The 19,677-nt window shown below is 41.0% G+C and carries 16 protein-coding genes; 6 read left to right on the top strand and 10 right to left on the bottom strand.

All coding sequences use genetic code 11. The annotated features are described in order from the left end of the window. Window positions 1-18 precede the first annotated feature (18 nt). From LU635_RS04110 to LU635_RS04095, 4 genes are all read right to left on the bottom strand, one after another. Window positions 19-1,413: an anthranilate synthase component I family protein gene (locus tag LU635_RS04110; protein ID WP_240096471.1), complete on the bottom strand. Its 1,395-nt coding sequence runs from the start codon at window positions 1,411-1,413 to the stop codon at window positions 19-21. Window positions 1,414-1,637: 224 nt separating this feature from the next. After that, a complete protein-coding gene (locus tag LU635_RS04105) occupies window positions 1,638-2,207 on the bottom strand; it encodes a YceI family protein (RefSeq protein ID WP_240096469.1) in 570 nt (189 codons plus the stop codon). An 18-nt stretch (window positions 2,208-2,225) separates the two neighbouring features. Then, window positions 2,226-2,876: an NAD(P)H-dependent oxidoreductase gene (locus tag LU635_RS04100; protein WP_240096467.1), complete on the bottom strand. Its 651-nt coding sequence runs from the start codon at window positions 2,874-2,876 to the stop codon at window positions 2,226-2,228. Further along, window positions 2,860-3,312 (bottom strand): MarR family winged helix-turn-helix transcriptional regulator, encoded by a 453-nt coding sequence (locus LU635_RS04095; RefSeq protein WP_240096465.1) that lies wholly within the window; start codon window positions 3,310-3,312, stop codon window positions 2,860-2,862. Before LU635_RS04095 ends, LU635_RS04100 begins: the two co-directional genes overlap by 17 nt. A 149-nt stretch (window positions 3,313-3,461) precedes the next feature. Between LU635_RS04095 and LU635_RS04090 the strand changes: the two genes are divergently transcribed. The 3 genes from LU635_RS04090 to LU635_RS04080 all read left to right on the top strand — a co-directional run bounded on the left by LU635_RS04090 (window position 3,462) and on the right by LU635_RS04080 (window position 6,022). Further along, window positions 3,462-3,776, top strand: a complete 315-nt coding sequence (locus LU635_RS04090) for a rhodanese-like domain-containing protein (RefSeq protein WP_240096463.1) — start codon at window positions 3,462-3,464, stop codon at window positions 3,774-3,776. A gap of 176 nt (window positions 3,777-3,952) precedes the next feature. Next, window positions 3,953-5,176: a S8 family peptidase gene (locus LU635_RS04085; RefSeq protein ID WP_240096461.1), complete on the top strand. Its 1,224-nt coding sequence runs from the start codon at window positions 3,953-3,955 to the stop codon at window positions 5,174-5,176. A gap of 162 nt (window positions 5,177-5,338) precedes the next feature. Next, complete coding sequence (locus tag LU635_RS04080; RefSeq protein ID WP_240096459.1) at window positions 5,339-6,022, top strand: outer membrane beta-barrel protein; 684 nt, start codon at window positions 5,339-5,341, stop codon at window positions 6,020-6,022. A 214-nt stretch (window positions 6,023-6,236) separates the two neighbouring features. Here the strand turns inward: LU635_RS04080 and LU635_RS04075 are convergent, their stop codons facing one another. The 4 genes from LU635_RS04075 to LU635_RS04060 form a co-directional block, all read right to left on the bottom strand. Beyond that, window positions 6,237-9,350 (bottom strand): efflux RND transporter permease subunit, encoded by a 3,114-nt coding sequence (locus LU635_RS04075; RefSeq protein WP_240096457.1) that lies wholly within the window; start codon window positions 9,348-9,350, stop codon window positions 6,237-6,239. Between the two features lie 6 nt (window positions 9,351-9,356). Beyond that, window positions 9,357-10,562, bottom strand: a complete 1,206-nt coding sequence (locus tag LU635_RS04070) for an efflux RND transporter periplasmic adaptor subunit (protein WP_240096454.1) — start codon at window positions 10,560-10,562, stop codon at window positions 9,357-9,359. 12 nt (window positions 10,563-10,574) lie between these two features. Beyond that, on the bottom strand, window positions 10,575-11,915 hold the full coding sequence (locus tag LU635_RS04065; RefSeq protein ID WP_240096452.1) for a TolC family protein: 1,341 nt from the start codon (window positions 11,913-11,915) through the stop codon (window positions 10,575-10,577). 419 nt (window positions 11,916-12,334) lie between these two features. Continuing rightward, window positions 12,335-13,774 carry an exonuclease domain-containing protein gene (locus tag LU635_RS04060; RefSeq protein WP_240096449.1) on the bottom strand — a complete coding sequence of 480 codons (1,440 nt, stop codon included), beginning with the start codon at window positions 13,772-13,774 and terminating at the stop codon, window positions 12,335-12,337. Window positions 13,775-14,026: 252 nt separating this feature from the next. Here LU635_RS04060 and LU635_RS04055 point away from each other — a divergent pair, with 252 nt between their 5' ends. Then, window positions 14,027-14,905 carry a DUF808 domain-containing protein gene (locus tag LU635_RS04055; protein WP_240096447.1) on the top strand — a complete coding sequence of 293 codons (879 nt, stop codon included), beginning with the start codon at window positions 14,027-14,029 and terminating at the stop codon, window positions 14,903-14,905. A 58-nt stretch (window positions 14,906-14,963) separates the two neighbouring features. Here the strand turns inward: LU635_RS04055 and LU635_RS04050 are convergent, their stop codons facing one another. Then, window positions 14,964-15,989, bottom strand: coding sequence for a c-type cytochrome (locus LU635_RS04050; RefSeq protein ID WP_240096445.1), 1,026 nt, complete (start codon window positions 15,987-15,989; stop codon window positions 14,964-14,966). Window positions 15,990-16,238: 249 nt separating this feature from the next. Here LU635_RS04050 and LU635_RS04045 point away from each other — a divergent pair, with 249 nt between their 5' ends. Continuing rightward, the gene (locus LU635_RS04045; protein WP_240096443.1) at window positions 16,239-16,931 is read left to right on the top strand and encodes a DUF6799 domain-containing protein; all 693 of its coding nucleotides are present in this window, start codon (window positions 16,239-16,241) and stop codon (window positions 16,929-16,931) included. Between the two features lie 51 nt (window positions 16,932-16,982). Continuing rightward, window positions 16,983-17,873, top strand: coding sequence for a hypothetical protein (locus LU635_RS04040; protein ID WP_240096441.1), 891 nt, complete (start codon window positions 16,983-16,985; stop codon window positions 17,871-17,873). Between the two features lie 406 nt (window positions 17,874-18,279). On the opposite strand, the gene LU635_RS04035 is transcribed toward LU635_RS04040, so the two are convergent. Beyond that, window positions 18,280-19,503 (bottom strand): hypothetical protein, encoded by a 1,224-nt coding sequence (locus tag LU635_RS04035; protein ID WP_240096439.1) that lies wholly within the window; start codon window positions 19,501-19,503, stop codon window positions 18,280-18,282. Window positions 19,504-19,677 lie beyond the last annotated feature (174 nt).

The following is a 19,677-nucleotide window of genomic DNA, read 5'->3' as shown; positions in this document are numbered from 1 at the left end:
GGAGGCGTTTGGGGAGACCTATATTTCTTCAGCGATTTCAAGGGCTTTGGTCAAAGCGCCTAACTTATTATATACTTCCTGTAATTCGTTTTCGGGTTTTGATTCAGAAACTATTCCCGCTCCAGCCTGATAATGCAGTTCATGATTCTTACTTACAAAAGATCTTATGATGATCGCGTGATTAAAATTTCCGTCAAAATCCATAAAACCTATGGCTCCACCGTAAGCGCTGCGGTTTACATTCTCAAATTTTTCGATGAGCCTTAGCGCCATGGGTTTGGGAGCTCCGCTTAGAGTTCCGGCCGGAAAAGTGTCTGCCACGATCTGTGGCGTTGAGACATTCGGGTCTTTTTTGCCGGTCACCTTGCTTACCAGGTGTATCACATGCGAAAAGAACTGGATCTCCCGATAGTTTTCCACCTTTACCTCGCTTCCATTCCGGCTAAGATCGTTTCTTGCTAGATCTACCAGCATCACATGTTCCGAATTTTCTTTCTCATCGGCTGCCAGTTCTTTGGCAATCTCAGCATCTTTTTCATCGTTCCCGGTTCTTTTAAAGGTTCCGGCGATAGGATGTATTTCTGCCATTCCTTTATTTACAACCAGTTGAGCTTCGGGAGAACTTCCAAAGATCTTAAAGTTTCCATAGTCGAAATAGAACAGGTAGGGGGAGGGGTTAACATTCCGTAATGCCCGATACACGTTGAATTCATCTCCCTTGAATTTTTGAGAGAACCGCCTTGAAAGCACCAACTGAAATACGTCACCTCTGTGGCAATGCTCCTTTGCAGCTTTGACTACAGATTTATATTCTTCATCGGTTAAGTTAGAAATCGCGTCTTCATTTCTGCTGAAATTATAGGAAGCGAAATTCTTCACCTTTAATAATTGCTCAATTTCATCGATCTTATTTTCTGATTTGTAGGAGTGATCAAAAATATAAGCTTCATTTTTGAAATGATTGATCGCAATTATATTCTGGTAAACAGCGTAATAAATATCGGGGATCTGAAGATCCTTTTCTTTGCGTTTCACCTCTACGTTTTCAAAATATCTGACAGAATCATAAGCGATATAACCGAAAATTCCATTATTGATGAATTTGAATTCTGAAGGATCTGTTGTGAATTTCCCGGAAAAATTCTGAATTGCCTCTGGGACAGAAACCGAATCATCCACTTTTGTCTTTTGGGTGCTTCCATCAGGAAAAGTTTCGGTTATTTGTTCATTCTCAATTTTAAAGGAAGCAATAGGATTGCAACAGATATAGGAGAAACTATTATCACTCGCATGATAATCGCTACTTTCCAGTAATAAACTGTTAGGATATTTATCCCTTAATTTCAGATAAATACTTACCGGGGTAATGGTGTCCGCAAGAATTTTTCTGTACCTGGTATTTAATTTGAACATTGAATGCTGATTTTTTTTTGCAATAAAAAAAGGCTTGTCGTGAGACAAGCCTTATATTTTATATAAATGAATGGCAGTTTAGCTCACGAATTCCGACGTAAGTTAATCCACCACCAGTTATGTCCTTTTGTTATAAACATGGCCTCAAATATAGAAACGATATTTTTCTAAACAAACATTTTTTAAATAAAAATCCCGGAATTAAGATTCCGGGAGATCTATTCTTAGAATTTCAGGTTTACATCTAACTCGAAATTATCATATATGGTCTTGTCTCCTAAGTTGTCGAAGAAGCTTCCTGAACCATATCTCACGTTGTATTTAGAACGATCGATGGTTAATTGAGTTGAAGCCGAACCTTCATTCATTTTAAGATCGAAGGTGATTGGATGTGTCTCATTCTTTATAGTAAGGTCCCCAACAATGCCATAAACTCCATTTCCTTTTGGAGCAGCACTTGTGATCACTAATTTGGAGGTAGGGTGATTTTCCACTCCGAAGAAGTCATCAGATTTCAGGTGGCCTTCGAGTTTACCTTTGTTTTCGCCGGAAAGATCTGTTACTGTGATGGAGCTCATGTCCATTACAAACTCACCTCCGACAATCTTCTCATCTTCAATCATTAAATGTCCGCTTTCAAGCTCGATTGTTCCGTTGTGTGAACCTGTTACTTTTTCACCGGTCCAGGTTACGGTACTGGCTTCAACGTCTACTTCTTTCTTGGTGTTCGTGAACGCTAAGGTTGTTAGAACAATTACTGAGGCGATTCCGCCTTTTAAAAATCTGTTTTTCATAGTTTTCAATTTTTGTTATTATAAAATGGTATATAATTCTGATTTACTTTTTCTTACTTTGTCAAGGTGTTGAACATTATCCTCTTCACTTCGATAACCTACGGTGGCAATTACAGAGGAAGTGAGATTTTTGCTGTTCAATTCTAAGATTTCATCAAACTTAGAATTGTCGAATCCTTCCATTGGGCAGGCATCGATCCTGAATTCGGCAGCAGCCGAAAGTAGATTGCCAAGTGCTATATAGGTTTGCTTGGCACCCCAGATCCGCTGTTCTTCTTCTGTAAAGGAAAGAATCGTGGTTTTTAGCATGTCTTCCATACCTTTCAAATCTTCCCTGCTTATATTTCTCGTTTTAGCGATATTGTCCAGGTAAGCATCTATATCTGCTTCTTCAATTTTTCTGAAATTGGCAAAAACGAATACATGTGAAGAATCAGTAAGCTGTGGCTGATTCCATGCAGCCTCCCTTAGTTTTTTCTTCGTTTCGGTGTCTTTTATTACAAAAATTTCATAGGGTTGCAACCCGTAGGAAGAAGCTGAAAGCCTCACGCTTTCAAGCAACTTCTGCAGGTCTTCTTCACTAAGTTCTCGTTCTTTATCGAATTTCTTAGTGGCATAGCGCCAGTGGAGATTTTCAATATAATTTTCAGTCTTAACTTCTAAGTTCATTCAAATTTGTGTTTAGTGATAAAATTTCCTTTTCATTTATTTTCTTGGCAAAATCATTTTCTAGCTTGTCGATGACCGGATCTATTTTTTTAAGCAATTCCAAGCCTTTTTTGGTTATCCTGATTTCTACCTTTCGGCGGTTGGATGGACAAACAATTCTTTCGCACAATTCCTTATCCGCGAGTTTGTCTACCAGTCGAGTTGTATTACTCATTTTACTTACCATTCTTTCCTGTATGGTGGATAGATTAGCTGGTTTACCCTTTTGTCCACGCAGGATTCGAAGAACGTTAAACTGCTGGTTACTTATTCCAAATGGCTTTAATGCTTCTGCCAGAAGTTCACTTATGTGATTAGCTGTAACAATAAGATTTAGTACCAGCCTTCTGGATTCTGGCATCTTATCTTTGGTCTTAAGTAATTCTTCAATCTTCATTTGTATATACAACAATTGTAGGTACAAATATAATGGAATTGTAAAATGAAAGCTTTAATTTTTTGTTAAAATATTCAGAGAGAGCTCCAGAGATTTCTCAGACAAAAAAATCGGTTATATTTACAGTTCTTAAAATTAAAATTTTTACTATGAAAGAATTAACTCAGGAAGAATGGCAGGAAAAGCTTAAAAATGACAGTGATGCCGTTATTCTCGACGTTCGTACTGAAGAAGAAGTAGCTGAAGGGTACATTCCCAATGCTAAGGTTATAGATATCTATAAGGGCCAGGGATTCATCAATGAAGTCGAAAAACTTGATAAATCCAAGCATTATTATATCTATTGCCGCTCTGGCAAAAGGAGTTCTCAGGCATGTACTTTATTAGACCAGATGGGATTTAGTGAAACCTATAATCTGTTAGGCGGTTTCATGGAATGGGAAGGAGAAAAAACCACTGACTAGATTAAAAGTGTAAGCATTTTAAAACACTGATTATCAAATAACATAAAAGTCACGCTATCAGCGTGACTTTTATGTTATATTTTGTGAGTTTTAAGTTAAAAAGATTTGCATTTTAACTAACAAATCTTAGCTTTAAACGATCTATTAACCTTTTTTTAACTTTAAACTTAAAATATATGAAGCTAAAAACACTCAAAAGACTAGGTGCTACTCTTTTCGCGGCAGCATTTTTATTTTCCTGTAATCAGGACTCTACTGCTCCTGTCGAGGAAGGAGATGTTCAAATGGTCGCACCATCTGATTCTCAGGTTATTCCCGGTCAGTATATAGTTGTATTTAATAAGACTGATGAGGGTAAATCTGTCGAGAATTATCAAAAATCTCAGGATATGGTAAAAGCCCGTGCCATTAAATTAATGTCTGATGCAGGTATAAAAGGAGAGATTGTAAATGCGTACAGTAAGACCATTAAAGGGGCTACATTGAAATTAAGCTCCAGTGATGCCTCAAAACTCAGCAAAAGGGAAGAAGTGGCATATGTGGAAGAAGATCGTATTGTAGTTTTTGCTCCTCCATGTGGAACTCCTAACGGTGGACCATGTGATGGTGGTGGAGGTGGTGGTACTGAAGGCCAGGAGACACCATATGGAATTACTAGAGTAAATGGAGGTGTAACTTATTCAGGTTCAAATGTAGCCTGGGTGATAGATACTGGTATCGATCTTGACCATGAAGACCTTAAAGTAGATGCTTCACGCGGATTCAATGCTTTTACTTCGGGAAGAGATGCCAAATCATTAGATGACGGTCATGGGCATGGGACTCATGTAGCGGGAACTATTGCCGCTATAGACAATAATGTAGGTGTTATTGGTGTAGCAGCAGGAGCTACCGTTATTCCTGTAAAGGTTCTGGATAGCAGAGGGAGCGGATCTTACTCTGGCGTCATAGCAGGTGTTGATCATGTTGGAGCAAACGGTTCTAATGGTGATGTAGCAAATATGTCTTTGGGTGGACCTGTTTCACAGGCATTAGATGATGCGGTGCTTGCTGCTTCTGCAAATGGGATCAAGTTTTCACTTGCTGCAGGAAATGAATCTGATGATGCCAATAATCACTCACCAGCCCGTGCAAATGGTTCGAATATCGTAACAATTTCAGCTATGGACGATACAGACACCTGGGCTTCTTTCTCCAATTACGGGAACCCACCTGTTGATTATGCAGCTCCCGGAGTAGCAATTAAGTCTTCCTGGAAAAATGGAGGATATAATACTATTAGTGGTACTTCTATGGCTGCACCGCATGCCGCAGGAATTCTGTTACTTGGAAATGCAGGAACTGACGGAACCGTAGTCGGAGATCCGGATGGGGATGCTGATCCAATAATTGTACACTAAAAATCAAAATTTTATAGATCTGAAAAGCACCGTTTCCTGGTGCTTTTTTATTTTCAGATACTCAAATTGAAATTTTTACGTTAAAAACATATGCCGAACTATTTGATTGGTTTTTTAAATTGATATATTTAACCCCGATTGTCCGCGAATTATACTATGAATATGAATAAAGCACTTTATCTATTTTTACTTGGTTTCTTTTGCTTTTCCTTTGCTAATGCTCAGGAGTTTAGTTTCGGAATTAAAGGAGGAGCGAATTATGTTATGGGAGGTCAGATCACTGGAAATAGCTCTAACGGACTCTATTATGATGGTACCGTTGAAGCAGATTCCAAATTTGGATTTCACGGTGGAGCTTTTTTCGAAGTAAGATTCGGAAAATTCCTACTTAGGCCTGAATTTATTTACAGTGCCATGGAGACTGAATTTCAGTTTCCAACGGCACCTTCAATATATGCAGTTGATAAAATAAGCGTTCCCTTATTATTTGGTTACAATGTTTGGGGACCGATAGATATATATGCCGGACCAGCATATCAAAATATTCTGGATTCTTCTTTAGAAGGAACCGAGCCTCCAAATCAGGCTATTGTTTCTCAAAATACACCCTTGGCGGCTCAGGCCGGAATAAAAGCAAGCTTTGGTAGATTTGAAGTAGACCTGCGTTATGACCGGTCTCTGGCATCAAAGGAATCCATGCCATTGGATATAGTAAATAGCGATTATGGTATTAACCGTGCTACTTTTGATGATACACGATTGAATCAGTTTCTGATCAGTTTAAGCTTTAAAATATTTGACAGTTCAGCTAATCCAGGCAGGCGAAAAGGAGGCTGTTACTTCTAGTGCTATCTAACAAGATAAGAATAAGAACAAAAGGGATGCATTAATTAATGCATCCCTTTTTTCGTGTTGGTTAGTTAAAGAATAAGTTGAAAAATAATGCCTATGCTTTAAGCTTACTCAATAACCAGAACTATGGATTTTAAAGTTATAGCTAAATTTTCATTATTCCTATAGGGGTATAACCATCGAAATTGCCAGGTTATATAAAAAAGAGTTATGAAGCAATTTTTCTAATATTTTCCCTTAGCCTCATAGTTTTTATATCTTCAAGAATAAGGTATAAACAGGGAACTATTATCAGAATGATCGAGGTAGCAAATACAATTCCAAATCCTAATGATATGGCCATAGGAATTAAATAATAAGCCTGACTCGAAGTTTCGAGAATAATAGGCGTAAGACCACCAAAGGTTGTTAATGTAGTAAGCAGGATAGGCCTGAAACGGCGTAGCCCAGCTTCATGAATTGCATCATACACAGAATTACTCCTTCTCAGTTTGTTTGCATAGTCTATCATTATGAGTGAGTCATTTACTACCACTCCCGATAAAGCTATGACTCCCATCAGACTTACTAAGGATAGATCATAACCTAAGATGATATGCCCTATAACTGCTCCAACAATGCCAAAGGGAATTGCTGTCATGACGATTAGTGGTTGGGTATAACTGTTGAATGCGATGGCTAATAATGCATAAATTAAAAGCATTGCCATTGAAAATCCACTCCAGAGCACAGCGGTTGATTCTCTCATATCAGCCTGACTTCCTTCAAAGGTCCATGTAATACCAGGAAAATCGGCTCTAAGTTGGGGTAGAATTTCTGCCTGTATTGATTCAAGTACACGCGTAACTGCGTTGGCTGGTTCTACATCCATCCCTACATTTACAACTCGGCGGCCATCCCTTCTGTTAATACTCGTAAAGGCTTCTCTTTGTTCCACTTTTACAACATCCATTAATGGAACTTCAACTCCATTTTGATTTCTAATGAAAAAATTTTCAAGATTCTGAATATCTCTTCGTTCTTCCAGCGGTAATTTCACCCGGACTTCAATTTCCTCGGTGCCCCTCAGCTGTCTTAGTGCTAAAGCACCGAAAAATGCATCTCTCACCTGCTGGCCAATCTGTGAAGATGTGAAGCCCAGGTTGCGGCCTTCCGGAAGCAGCTTGAAATCGAATTGCAGCTTACCTTTATTATAATTATCACTAATATCTCGTGTGTTTTCAAACTTTTCCATGCGCTCAAGGAAAGCATTGCTTGCTTTTTCAAGCACATCAATATCTGAATGGCTCAGATCTACACTTATATCCTGCTGGTAGCCTCCGGGGCCCCTTTCGGCTTCAAAGGTGATCTGGTCAACTCCCTCGATTTCGCCAATATTATTACGCCAAAGTGCTATAAGCTCCCTTGCCGACATATCTCTTTCATCCGGTGGACGCATGACTATTTCAACATCGATAAAATTCTGTCCCCGTACATTGGTCTTGATACCTTCGGCTACTTCGTATAGATTATGCTTTTCAAACATTTCCCGGGTAGATTTCGTAATATCCTCCGCTACCTTTGCAGCCTGCAGGGTAGTAGTACCTACAGGTAACCTTACACCGGCTTCAATCTCATCTGCTGCTACTTCCGGCATCATGATCATTCCCATGTGGTCGCTGTAGCCATAACCTCCAACCATTAGAAGAAGTGCCAGGGCAGCACTCATGGTAATATAGCGGTACTTAAGACAAACATCAAGAAATGGACGGTACTGGTTTTGAATTATACCGTTGAATTTACTGGCGAATTTTCCCTGCCAGTTTTCCAGTTTTGCCACCCAGCCTTTGGTTTTCTTTTCTTTAAGATGGGCAAGATGGGAAGGTAGAATAAACAGGGCTTCCAGAAGAGAGACAGCCAGAATTACTATAACAACTACCGGCAGCGGCCACCAGAATTTCCCGGTTTCGCCAGGCATAAATAATAGGGGGATAAAGGCAATAATAGTTGTAATGATGCTAAAAATAACCGGTTTGGAAACATCTTTTGTGCCTTCAATGGCAGCTTTTACATAGCTCAATCCCTTCTGGCGATATTCATAAATGTTTTCTCCTACCACGATAGCATCGTCCACTACAATCCCCAGTACTACCAGGAATCCGAACATGGAGATCATGTTAATGCTAACGCCAATCACGGGCAATAAGATTATCCCGCCAATAAATGATATCGCCATTCCCATCATCACCCAGAATGCAAGGCGATACTCCAGGAAAAGAGTTAGGATTAATAGAACGATTACTATAGCTAGGATGCCATTTTCAGTAAGCAGGGAGAGACGCTCCCTGTAATCTTCAGCACTATTACTGTCTATTCGATAATCCACTCCTGGTGGAAGCTGAAAGTCATCGAGTATCTGCTGAACAATTTCGGCAATTTCCAAAGGCGACTGATCACCAACCCTGAAAATATTAAGTTCTACTGATGGAGTTTGATTGAATTGCCCATGAAAGCCCGATTCCTCAAATCCATCGGTGATCTTAGCGATATCGGCTAGAGTAATTTTTGCTCCGGAAGAGGAAGAGACTATGGTAATATTTCCAAATTCTTCTGCCCATTGTTTGCGTTCCTGCATTCGTAACAGGATCTCGCCTGATTCTGTTTCAACTGCTCCGGCAGGAACATCTTCACTTGACTGGGCAATTATATTGGCTACCTGTCCCAAGGTAAGATTATACTGTCTCAGATCATGTCGGGAAATTTCCACATGAGTGACATAATCGGGGACATTCCCTATTTCAACCTGGGTTATTTCAGGATTGCTCAAAAGCCTGTTCCTTAATCTTTCGGCAAGTTTTCGCAAAGTCCAGATATCGGCACTGCCATAAAGGCCAATTTCCATTACCTCCTGCTGTCTGGATTGAAGACTTACCTGTGGTTGTTCAATATCATCAGGAAAGGTGCGGATTCTACTCACGGCCTGATCTATCTCCTGAAAGGCTTTCATCCTGTTTGTGCCGGCTATCAATTCTATTACTACTTCCCCTGAGCCTTCATTAGCGGTAGAAACAATCTCTTTAATCCCCTGGATCCCCCGAATGGCTTCTTCCACCGGAAGCAGGATTCCCTGTTCTACTTCAGCCGGGGCAGCTCCGGGATATACCACGTTAACATTCACATAATCAAGTTGAAATTGTGGGAAAACCTCCTTCTGAATATTGAACATGGTCCATATACCTCCACCGATAAGGATTATCATCAGTAGATTTGCGGCAATGGAATTTCTTGCCATATAAGCTATGGCTCCTTCTTTTCTTGATTCTTTGTTTTCAGAGTTTTCCATTTTCTTCTATTCCACTGCTTTAGCTGAATTTCCTGTGTCGGTTAAAGAATCATTGGCCTGGGTTCTGAGTTTTATTCCCTCTGTAACGGTACTCAAATTTGTGGTCACTATTTTTTCTCCTTCTTTCAGGCCCTGCGAGATGTATGCATAATCTGAATCTGTAAGTACTATTTCAACATTTCTTATAGAAAGTTCATCTTCCTGCATTACCCAAACTGTTTGATTGTTCCTTACATAATTCCTGTTTATTCTTATCACTTCTTTTATTTCATTTGCCTGAATATTTGCTTCTACAAAGGTTCCAATCATAAGTTTAGGTTTATTCTGCTCCTTCTTCTGTGCAAGAGGATCAGGAACTTTAATAAGTACCCTTGCCAGTCTTGTCTGTTCATCCAGGGCTCCAACCTGTTTATCCAGATAACCGACCCTGAAACTTCCGGCAGGCCAGGCCGTATTGTTTCTAATTTTTACTATAGAACCCGTCTCATTCTCAGAATCGGGAAAACTCAGCCATTGAAGTTTTGATACCGGGACAGTAAGTGTCACCCAGTAATAATCTGTGCCTACCAGCCGGCCGAGGTTATCTCCCGGAGCAACTTGTGAGCCCACGGTTACATTTTGATTAAGAATATGCGCGTCGAACGGAGCTCTTAAGGTAGTTCTGGAAAGATTGATCTCAGCCTGATTCACAGCGGCCCTTGCCGCCTTGATATTAGCTTTTGCAGCATTTAACTGTGGCTCTCTAAGCACAAGGGAACGCTGTTTCGAAGAAAGGGAATCATTTCCAACGAGTTCCAAATCCTTTTCTGCCACTTCCTGTCGACCCATTTCCATCTCCAGATCGGTTTCTGTCTGGAGCAGCTCACTTTTTCTAAGCTCCAGTATGTTGCGATAATCTGAAGGGTCTACCTGTAGCAGTATCTCTCCCTTTTTAACAAATCCTCCCGGTACGAATGATGGGTCACGTCTAATAACCTTTCCATTCACCAGGGGGCTAATAATCACGTCCTCAACTGGCTGAACAGTTCCGGTGGCCTGGATTACAGGGATGAAATCACCTTGTTCTGCAGGTGTAACTTCCACCAGCATAGCCATTTGTTTGGTAGCTCCTTCCTGCTTGGCTTTAGGTTCTGTCATAAAGATGAGCAGGGTTACTGCTATGGCGGCCAGCAGGATTATTCCACAGATCATCAATATTTTACGGGTTTTCATACTTGAATGTCTTTAGTTTATCTGAGAGTTTTCCGGCGGTTCATATCCAAAGTCACCCGCCAAAGCCCTATACAATGAGATCCTTATTTCCAGCAGGCTTTGTTTAGCCTCGATCATATCCCGCTGTAACTGTTGCTGTTCATCCAGCTGTAAAAGCACTTCCAGATAATCGCTAAGACCATTAAGAAATTCTGTTTTTAACTGATCACTGGTTTTTTTTGCCAGATCCAGTCGCTTTTGCAGAACTTCTATTCTTTTCTTTTGGTTTTGTTCTCTGATAAGGGCATCCTCTACTTCCCTGAAGGAGATTAATACAGTTTGTCCGTAGTCATATAATATCTGGTTTTTGGTGGCCTGGGTCCTGTCAACTTCAGCCTGTAATCTTCCTCCATAAATCAGGGGAGCTACAATATTTCCGGCCAGAGTATAGGCCCAGTCCTGAAACAATGAATTATAATTGTTGGACCGCATTTGACCTTCTAAATTTAATGATATTCTGGGATATTTATTTCTTATTGCCTGTGCCATGTCCCTATCGGCTGCCAGCACCAGATTATATGCCTGCCTTACATCAGGACGGCGCCTGATAAGTTCCAGAGGAAGTCCGGTCTCAGGTAAGGGAGGGAGTTTCGGAAGGCTGTCTGCGGGAAAAATACTTTCATTCTGTGGAGGTCGCCCCAACAATACTGATAATTGATTACGGAGCAACTCAATATTAGTCTCGTAAAATATTCTTTGATCTTTTGTGCTTTCAAGTAATTGTTCCTGTCTCAATATGTCTACAGCTCTTATCTGTCCACCGGTAAAACGTGCTCTGATCAACCTCACAATATCTTCATTGGTTTCTATCTGTTTGTTGATGAGAGCCAGTTGCTTTCTGGCCGAGACCAGTTGAAACCAGGTAATACTCGTTTCTGCGGATAGAGTCATGGCAGCCGCCTGGTAATCAAAATAAGAAGCCTGTGCCCGGAATTTTTCAGCTTCGATTCCTGAACGAATGCGACCCCAGAGATCGATCTCATATGAGGCTGAAAGGCCCACCTGCATATTTTCTCCCCCGGCAAAGTCCGGTTCCGGTCGGCTTATGGCTGCTCTGGCCGAGGCTTCAATATCTGGCCAAAGAAAGGATTTTTCTCTTTGCACTACGGCAAGGGCTGCCCTGAATTGTTCCCAATCGCCCGCGAGCTGAAGATTGGTCTCTAAAGCCTGATTTACCAACCGATTCAAATTGGGATCCTCAAAACTGGTCCACCATTTTTCCGGGATGGTATCAGTTCCTGAAACTGAAAATTCTTCCGGTTCACTGATTGGAGCCTTTACATCTTCAAGCTTTGGTGCACAACTGGTTTTCAAAAAGAAAATAAAACAGAGAGTTAGTATCCATGTATTATATGGACGCCAATGAGCGAGGAGGTCGCCTATCTTTTTAATGAAATTTTTTGCCAGAATAACGCCTGTTTTAATTTAACTGAACGAACTGGTATAGACTTGAATCTTCAGGTTGATAACCAGCCTTTTAAAGTTACATTTTTTTGTGATAAGATGGAATATAACGATTCTTGAAGGGACTAATAGTTGAATTTACAAGAGTTTAAGATTAGTTCAACTTCCGTTAAATGTTTAAAAGAAAAAAAAGGCGGAGCTAAAGTTTTTTATAATGTTGATTTTTTGATTGGGGATTTGATTTGCAAAAGCCTTAGAAGCTTGCATTTCTATAAAGTAAGGAAAGACGTATTCAGTGTTGCAGAAGCCGCAGAACCTCTCTTTTGATTTTATTGGATCAGCCCACCGAAGAAACTTTCGGTAGATTTTGTCCCCGCTTCCCGGGATGTGTCGAGTGGAATTTTAATAAGTTCCTTTTTGGTATTCAAATATCGACTTAGAATTCTATCGGTATAACTGGAATTCTTCTGCGGAATAAGAAAATTTTTGAATTCCTCCGAATGATTGAATTCCTGGGAATTATCTATGAAACCATATCCGGCATACCTGCCCTGGTTGAGGTAGATAAAAGATTTTTCCTTTGCAGTTCTTCCTTTTTCTACCAAAAGACAGGAATCCTCAAATTTTTCAAGATACTCTATGGCTTTAGAGACCCTAATATTATATTCTTCCGCATCGATCTCATTCTTACAGGCACCACTACAGGGAGTAATCTTGTAATGGTCACAATATTTAACCCCACTTTGAAGTGCGCAGTATTTTGGGCAGAGTTTAAATTCCTCGCATAAAAATTCCAGGAATTTTATCGCCTCATCGCGGGTGTAGAACTTCATCCAGGTCACTGGTGCGATCTTATTCTTATGCAAAGCAAACTGTTCGATACCTTTTTGATTATGATAGGAGGTAAGTGTATATGGCCGTCCCGGCTTTTTTTGTGCTTTGTTAAATTTCGGGTAATATTTCAGGATCAGTTCAGATTCGCGCAGCAGGGCGAGTAGTTCATTTCCGGTAAGTTCATAATCTATACTGTAGGTAGCCTGCATCAGTTTATATTTCCTGTTAGACCTTTCCTGAAAATGGGACTTTATTCTACTCTTAATGTTTTTTGCCTTTCCTATGTAAAGGGGAATCCCGTCTTTATCTTTGAAGAAATAGACCCCTGTTGATTGCGGAAGTTTTTCAAAATCAGATCTTTTGAAATTTGGAGGGAGATAGGATGCGGCCGTTCTCTGATTCAGTAATTTTGTGATCACTTCATATTCAGGGTCTAATGAAAGACACCTCTGAAAAAGGTTGACTGTAGCTTCAGTATCGCCTCCCGCACGGTGACGATCGTAGTGAGGAATATTGATAGATGTACAGATATTTCCAAGACTGTAGGAAAACAGTCCGGGGATCAGGTTTTTGGTGAGCCTGACAGTGCACAGGCGCTTCCGCTTGAATTCCTTTCCGATAGCGGCAAATTCAGAACGAATAATGTTATAATCGAAATTTACATTATGAGCCACGAACACGCAATCTTCTGTGATTTTCTCCACATCTCCAGCAATCTCAGAGAATTGAGGAGCATCACCAACCATCTCATCATTGATTCCGGTAAGACTTTCAATATATAATGGTATTGATTGACTGGGATTCACCAAAGAAGAGTATTTATCTATTACTTCTCCATTTTGCACCACCATGACGCATATCTCGGTGATCTTATTGCCTTTGATCCCACTGCCGGTAGTTTCGATATCGGTTATTGCGAACTTGACATCTTTCATGGCGGCAAATTAAAAGTTTTCTGGAAGTTTTGAAAGGATTTTATCCAAATTAATGGAAAAATTCCACTATATGGTAATTGAAAGCTTGATTGTGGATTCGGAGAGAACTACTATTTTTCGAAGTTTACATATTCTAAGGGGGTTAACAAAAGGGCTCAAAATAGTTAATAATGGGAGAATAAAGCCATAAAATTTTTCAGTTTAGCTGAAAAAGACTGAAATTGGGCTCTTCTTAAAACAACCAAAAGAATTATGGCGTCAGGATTTTTTGCGCTGCTGGACGATATAGCTGCTTTAATGGACGATGTGGCCACCATGGGAAAAGTAGCCGGAAAAAAAACCGCCGGCATCCTGGGGGACGACCTCGCGGTGAATGCCGAAAAAGCCTCGGGCTTTATGTCTTCCCGTGAGATCCCCGTGCTCTGGGCCATCACTAAAGGTTCCTTTCTCAACAAACTTATCATCCTGCCCGTCGCCTTTCTGTTAAGTGCCTTTGTGCCCATCGCGGTAAAGATTATCCTGCTCATGGGCGGACTCTACCTGGCTTATGAAGGTGCCGAAAAGGTCTATGAATATTTGTTTCCGCATGCGCACCCGAAGGAAAAGCCTAAACTGGAGAAGATCACCAAAGAAGAGGCTCTGGCACGGGAGAAGGAAAAGATAAAATCGGCCATTATCACCGATTTCATCCTCTCGGTGGAGATCGTGATCATCGCCCTTGGTACGGTAAGCACTGAGCCTATCGCCACCCAGATCATGGTGGTTTCCCTTATCGCCCTCGTGGCAACGGTGGGTGTCTATGGAATCGTGGCGCTCATAGTTCGTATGGACGAGTTCGGGGCGAAACTCATAGAGCTTAACGACAAAACCGATAGTTTCTCAGACATGGTTGGTAACTTCCTGGTGAATGCCCTGCCCTGGGTGATCAAATCTTTGGGAGTGATAGGGACCATAGCTCTGCTACTGGTTTCAGGAGGGATCTTTGTGCATAATCTTCCTTTTATACATGAACTGGTACACAGTCTGCCATCCATCCTTGGAGAATTTCTGGTAGGAGTGGTGGTTGGTGCGATCACTCTGCCGGTGGTAGGCCTGGGGAAAAAGATTTGGAAGGGCATTAAGAAAAACTAGTGCGCCTGCACATCTTGTCAGACTAGTGAACCAACGGAACTAAAAACCTCTTCAGGCCTTACTTTGTCTTGGTAAGATTATATTTCTTCTTATAGAATTCGATGATAGGAGGGAAGGGCCCCGATCTGTGCTGCTCGGCCGAAAAATCATCCGCCCATGGACCGTATGGAGTGGAGACCGGTTTCAGTTTTCGGTCGGGGAAATCAAGTTCCAGATGCTGTTTATGGGGTCTGGAAAAACTGTTGATATATCCCGCGAGGTGATAAGCCTCTTCGTCGCTGAGTTTTGGAGCGTCCCAGGTAGCCTGTTCAAACGGCATATTAGATCTGATGAACTGAGCGGCCGTTAGCACCCTGTGCATTCCCGCGCCATCATTAAAACTGTCCTCTCCCCACAGCGGCGGATAAAGATATGCGATGGAGGGATCATTGCTTTTCTGGCCCTGTCCGTCCTCGCCATGACAAACGGCGCATTCCTTAAGATATAAGGTCTTTCCTTTTTGAAGGTCTACGACCATATCGGGTATTTCGATCTGCGGAAAGCCTTTGAACTCCTTTTCCCTTTCCTTCGGAAGACCTTCCCCAAGCCATTCCATATAGGTGACGATGGCTTTCATCTCTTTTGATGCTTCGGGTAATTTCTTCCCGTTCATGCTTCGTTCCATACAGCCATTCACCCGGTCTTCTATGGTACCTTCACTATTGGAGCGGCCACGGAATTGTGGAAACCTTTCGGTAACCCCTATCCAGCTGCCGGATCCGGCCTGGGTCCCCGCCTTAAGATGACAGTTCACACAGGCGAGGTTATTCCCCGCAAAATGCATTTTCGGATCTTCGGCCATTGGGCCGATATGCGCTGAAGTTTCAGTTATCAGTAAATAGCCGTATTCAACATACGGCTCTATAAAACCGCCGGCAATTTCAGCGGCGGGATCTTTGGGTTGCCAGATCTCTTCTGACGCTCCTGCAAAGAGCCCGGGGTTCTGATGATAAAGGAAAGTGCCAAGCAATATAACAACGATCAGCCCTGCCACTGTGACGAAGACGACCGAGATGGATCTGGCCAAAGCTCTGAAAGCATTCATAAGATTACTACTAAGATCTCAATATTTTGAGTGAACATTATCCAAACCTAATTCTTCCCATTATTATTTCCAGTAACATTTGTTACAATAGGGATGTGAGTTTTTTACCATGCCCTAAGGCCTTTAAAACTGGGGGATCTGCCTGAACCTGTGTATTCGGTTCATAATAGTTCCTTCCGGGAGTGATTTATGTCATTCTCTTTGAGGGAGCCGGATAGTAACTTTAATAGGATGATAAAATAGTTAAAAATGAAAACTTTAGTAATTCTATTAGCATTTCTGGTCTATAGCCCTTTCGTAGTGACTGCTCAAGACCAGATAAAAGATCAGGATCGGGATCAAACCCGATTAATGATGGTAGACGGTGATTTATTACAAATCAGAGATCGTGATCAGGTTCGGTTAAAGGATAAAATCACCTTGAATGATGGAACTGTGCTTAGCCCTAATGGTCGATATGTGACCAGAGACGGAAAAAGACTCAGATTAAAGGACGGCGAATGCCTTGACATGGACGGGGTTAAATATAATAATGAGTACCAGTACAGGTTCAAAGTAAGGCAGGAGAATAAAGGCCTTTCTCAGGAACAAATGAGAGAAAGGAATCAGAACCGAACCCAGTTCGTATTTATGGACGGACAGATGTACCAGATCAGGAATCAGGAACAGCAACGTATTCATAATCAGCTTGTGCTGGAAAATGGTGCCAGGATCAATCCCGATGGTTCCTATCAAATAAGAGATCAGCAGCAACTGAGACTTAAAGACGGGGAATGCCTGAATCTGGATGGACAGAAATTTCAGAACATCATGCAGCAAAGAAAAATGGTTATGCAAAAAAATATGCAAACCAATAAAAACCTGAATAAGATTAAGATGCAACAAAAGGTTCAGAAAAACGTAAAGAAAAGTACTGCCGCTAAAAAACGGGGTAAAAAATAAGCAAGTCATAAAAAGAGTTCCTCAGGAACTCTTTTTTTTAATCTTATAATCATGAAACATATTTTTAAATTTTTCGCGCTCTTGCTTATACTATCTGGAAATATAGAAGCCCAGAACCCTCAGCATGAAGGTTCAGATTTTTCCTATTTTCTTGCAGACGTGAGTTACATGAGTGATGCGATCTTTATGGGACGCAAGGATTCGGTAAGGGCACCTTATGTATATTCTTCTCTTGGATACTATGACAAATCGGGTTTTTTTGGCAATTTTTCTGCCTCGTATCTGGTATCTTCAGAAGATGAAAGATTTGACCTCTTTCTGCTTAGTGCCGGATATATCTACTCCCGGAACGATCTTAGCGTAGGGCTTTCTGGGACAAAATATTTTTTTGACGACGAGAGTTATAATGTACAATCGGAGATCGAAGCTGGTATTACAGGGCTGCTTGCTTATGATTTTGATATACTTGAATTTACTTTAAGCGCTTCGGGTTACTTTAGTGATAATGATTCTCCTGATGTAGCTGTTAATTTCATGGCTGACCGAAGCTTCTTTGCTTTGGAGAATAATCTTATGATAACACCTACTTTTATTCTGGCAGCCGGAACGCAGTACTTTTATGAGGAGTATTATAATTCCAGCAGGTTGGGTAACCGAAAGGGAAGTGGAAATGGTCAAGGACAGGGAGGGAATAATATTATGCAATCTCCAATGACAAATGTTTCAATTTCGGAAGCTTCAGAGTTTAATATTCTCAATATTGAAGCAAAATTACCTCTTATGTATTTTTATAAGTCCTTTATATTTTCATTTACTCCTATAATATCGTTTCCGCAAACTCCTGCAAGCATTATTACAGATGACGCTGTGTATAAGGAGGACCTGGAAAGCATTTTCTATTGGTCTGCCGGAATTAGTTACTGGTTGAAGACTGGAAAGTAGACTGAGTAAAATCATTTTTATTTACCCGGAGCATAGCATTCCGGGTTTTTTTAGGAAGTGCCTGGAAATTTTAAAAAACAGTCCCTTTTTAAATAAAATTACTGAACCTGTTTTACTGAGGGTGCGGAGCATTAGGAATTGACTGGGTTATTTCCGGATTTCATTTTTCCTTAAAATGTGATTTGCTGATTCCTTTCAGATTGGTGGTAAAAGTAAAACCTTTGATCATTTATGAGCACAGATAGAAATGCTTTAATCAACCCTATTTTCCCTGATACTCTACAAAGCTATTCAGAAAAATAGTAATGCAATTGACCAATTCTGAAATACTGAATAGCAAGTGTTTTAAAAAGGAACGGTTCGCAGTAAAACTACGAACCGATCTGCTTTTCGTGAAAAAATCCTTTTAGTTTTTTGGACCATTACCACTTCCATTATTGCCGCCATTATTGCCGCCACCTCCACCACCGGTAGATCTTTCTACAATTCTTATGTCCATGTAGGTCAGGTTTTGCGAGACATCTAAAATGCCTGTACCACCTTTCACTTCTTCTTCCGATTCGAGGCTGATTTCCTCTTCTTCCTCCAGGGGCAGGATTATTTCGGTAGATTCTGTAAAGAAGGTGTTCAGACCGGCAGAGGAAGGAGCAGAGGCATCAAAGCTGTAGGTTATCCTGTAATCGCCGGATCCTTCATTGAGTTTCTTCATATCCCAGGTAAAACCGTACATGATCTTACCTTTAACATTGACTTCGGCATTAAAATAACCGGGTCCATCGGCAGCTTCATGAATAGCATTGCTAAGAAGTGGTTGGTTAATAACAAGGACCTCATCTTCCACATTATCTATCCACATAGAATTTGCCGCATCCCATTCCAGTTGGTCCATTAGAGGATCATCCCGGTCTATATTAAGCTTTTGGATGGTCAGTCTGGTATGGGTGGAATATACAGTAGCCTGATCGCCTGGTGCATTGTCAAACTGTATGTTTCCGTCAAGATCTGTTTGCAATCCATGCACCTCAGTGATACCCCATCCTGTAACATGTCTCATTGGATATTGAAGAACAGGTGCGGGCATTACTTCATAAAGAACCAGCTCGGTTCGTACCTGGGATTTCAACGTCCAGTCTATAGACTCCAGATTGTCACCCCAGTCAATGAAATCTACATAGACTGGTTCTTCTGCATTAGCATTAAAAGCTTCCCAGAAATTAAGCGCATCTTTTTGAACAAAGGCCTTAAACAACCCGGGATCGTTTAGGTCAATTTGAGTTTGATCTAAGCACAGCAATGGATTTACAGGGTTTGGCTCACAGCTAAAGATAGGAGACGCCGGATCTATTGGTTCTTCTCCCCATACATACCACCATACCCCTTCCAGTTGCAAACCATCTGTCGCGTTGGCTGGAGGTGTTCTGAGAGTTTTTGCAATTCCCTCTGCCCAGATCACCGGGAAGGAAAGATTATTTCCCGCAGACTCTACGGCAGGAGCTTTTACTTTTAAAAAAGCTTCGGTTGTTTGATATTCAAACTGCTCCTGGTTCAGCTCTTCTTTTTCACATCCGGTGAAAAAGATCATCAGCATAGCGAGTATTGCTGTTTTTCGAAAAGTGTTGAAAAATTTCATCTTTGAAGAATTAGATATTAAACATCTTCAATTTAGGCGGAAACCCATTCCTGAGGAATGACTAAAAGTGGGTTGAGCAGGATTAAATATCTGTATATCAGTAATAAAAGTCACTGCTAAAGATTGTTTTATGGCATGGATTAGTCAGAAGTAATGATAGGATCCCTGTGCCCA

Origin of the sequence: Christiangramia crocea (genome assembly GCF_022410465.1) — a bacterium.
Lineage (GTDB): Bacteria > Bacteroidota > Bacteroidia > Flavobacteriales > Flavobacteriaceae > Christiangramia > Christiangramia crocea.
This window is presented reverse-complemented; position numbering and strand designations above follow the sequence as displayed.

Coding starts and splice junctions, on each gene's coding strand:
- LU635_RS04070 (WP_240096454.1), bottom strand. CDS start 10,562: ATGAAAACCCGTAAAATATTGATGATCTGTGGAATAATCCTGCTGGCC.
- LU635_RS04110 (WP_240096471.1), bottom strand. CDS start 1,413: ATGTTCAAATTAAATACCAGGTACAGAAAAATTCTTGCGGACACCATT.
- LU635_RS04050 (WP_240096445.1), bottom strand. CDS start 15,989: ATGAATGCTTTCAGAGCTTTGGCCAGATCCATCTCGGTCGTCTTCGTC.
- LU635_RS04095 (WP_240096465.1), bottom strand. CDS start 3,312: ATGAAGATTGAAGAATTACTTAAGACCAAAGATAAGATGCCAGAATCC.
- LU635_RS04055 (WP_240096447.1), top strand. CDS start 14,027: ATGGCGTCAGGATTTTTTGCGCTGCTGGACGATATAGCTGCTTTAATG.
- LU635_RS04080 (WP_240096459.1), top strand. CDS start 5,339: ATGAATAAAGCACTTTATCTATTTTTACTTGGTTTCTTTTGCTTTTCC.
- LU635_RS04105 (WP_240096469.1), bottom strand. CDS start 2,207: ATGAAAAACAGATTTTTAAAAGGCGGAATCGCCTCAGTAATTGTTCTA.
- LU635_RS04060 (WP_240096449.1), bottom strand. CDS start 13,774: ATGAAAGATGTCAAGTTCGCAATAACCGATATCGAAACTACCGGCAGT.
- LU635_RS04075 (WP_240096457.1), bottom strand. CDS start 9,350: ATGGAAAACTCTGAAAACAAAGAATCAAGAAAAGAAGGAGCCATAGCT.
- LU635_RS04040 (WP_240096441.1), top strand. CDS start 16,983: ATGAAACATATTTTTAAATTTTTCGCGCTCTTGCTTATACTATCTGGA.
- LU635_RS04035 (WP_240096439.1), bottom strand. CDS start 19,503: ATGAAATTTTTCAACACTTTTCGAAAAACAGCAATACTCGCTATGCTG.
- LU635_RS04090 (WP_240096463.1), top strand. CDS start 3,462: ATGAAAGAATTAACTCAGGAAGAATGGCAGGAAAAGCTTAAAAATGAC.
- LU635_RS04085 (WP_240096461.1), top strand. CDS start 3,953: ATGAAGCTAAAAACACTCAAAAGACTAGGTGCTACTCTTTTCGCGGCA.
- LU635_RS04100 (WP_240096467.1), bottom strand. CDS start 2,876: ATGAACTTAGAAGTTAAGACTGAAAATTATATTGAAAATCTCCACTGG.
- LU635_RS04045 (WP_240096443.1), top strand. CDS start 16,239: ATGAAAACTTTAGTAATTCTATTAGCATTTCTGGTCTATAGCCCTTTC.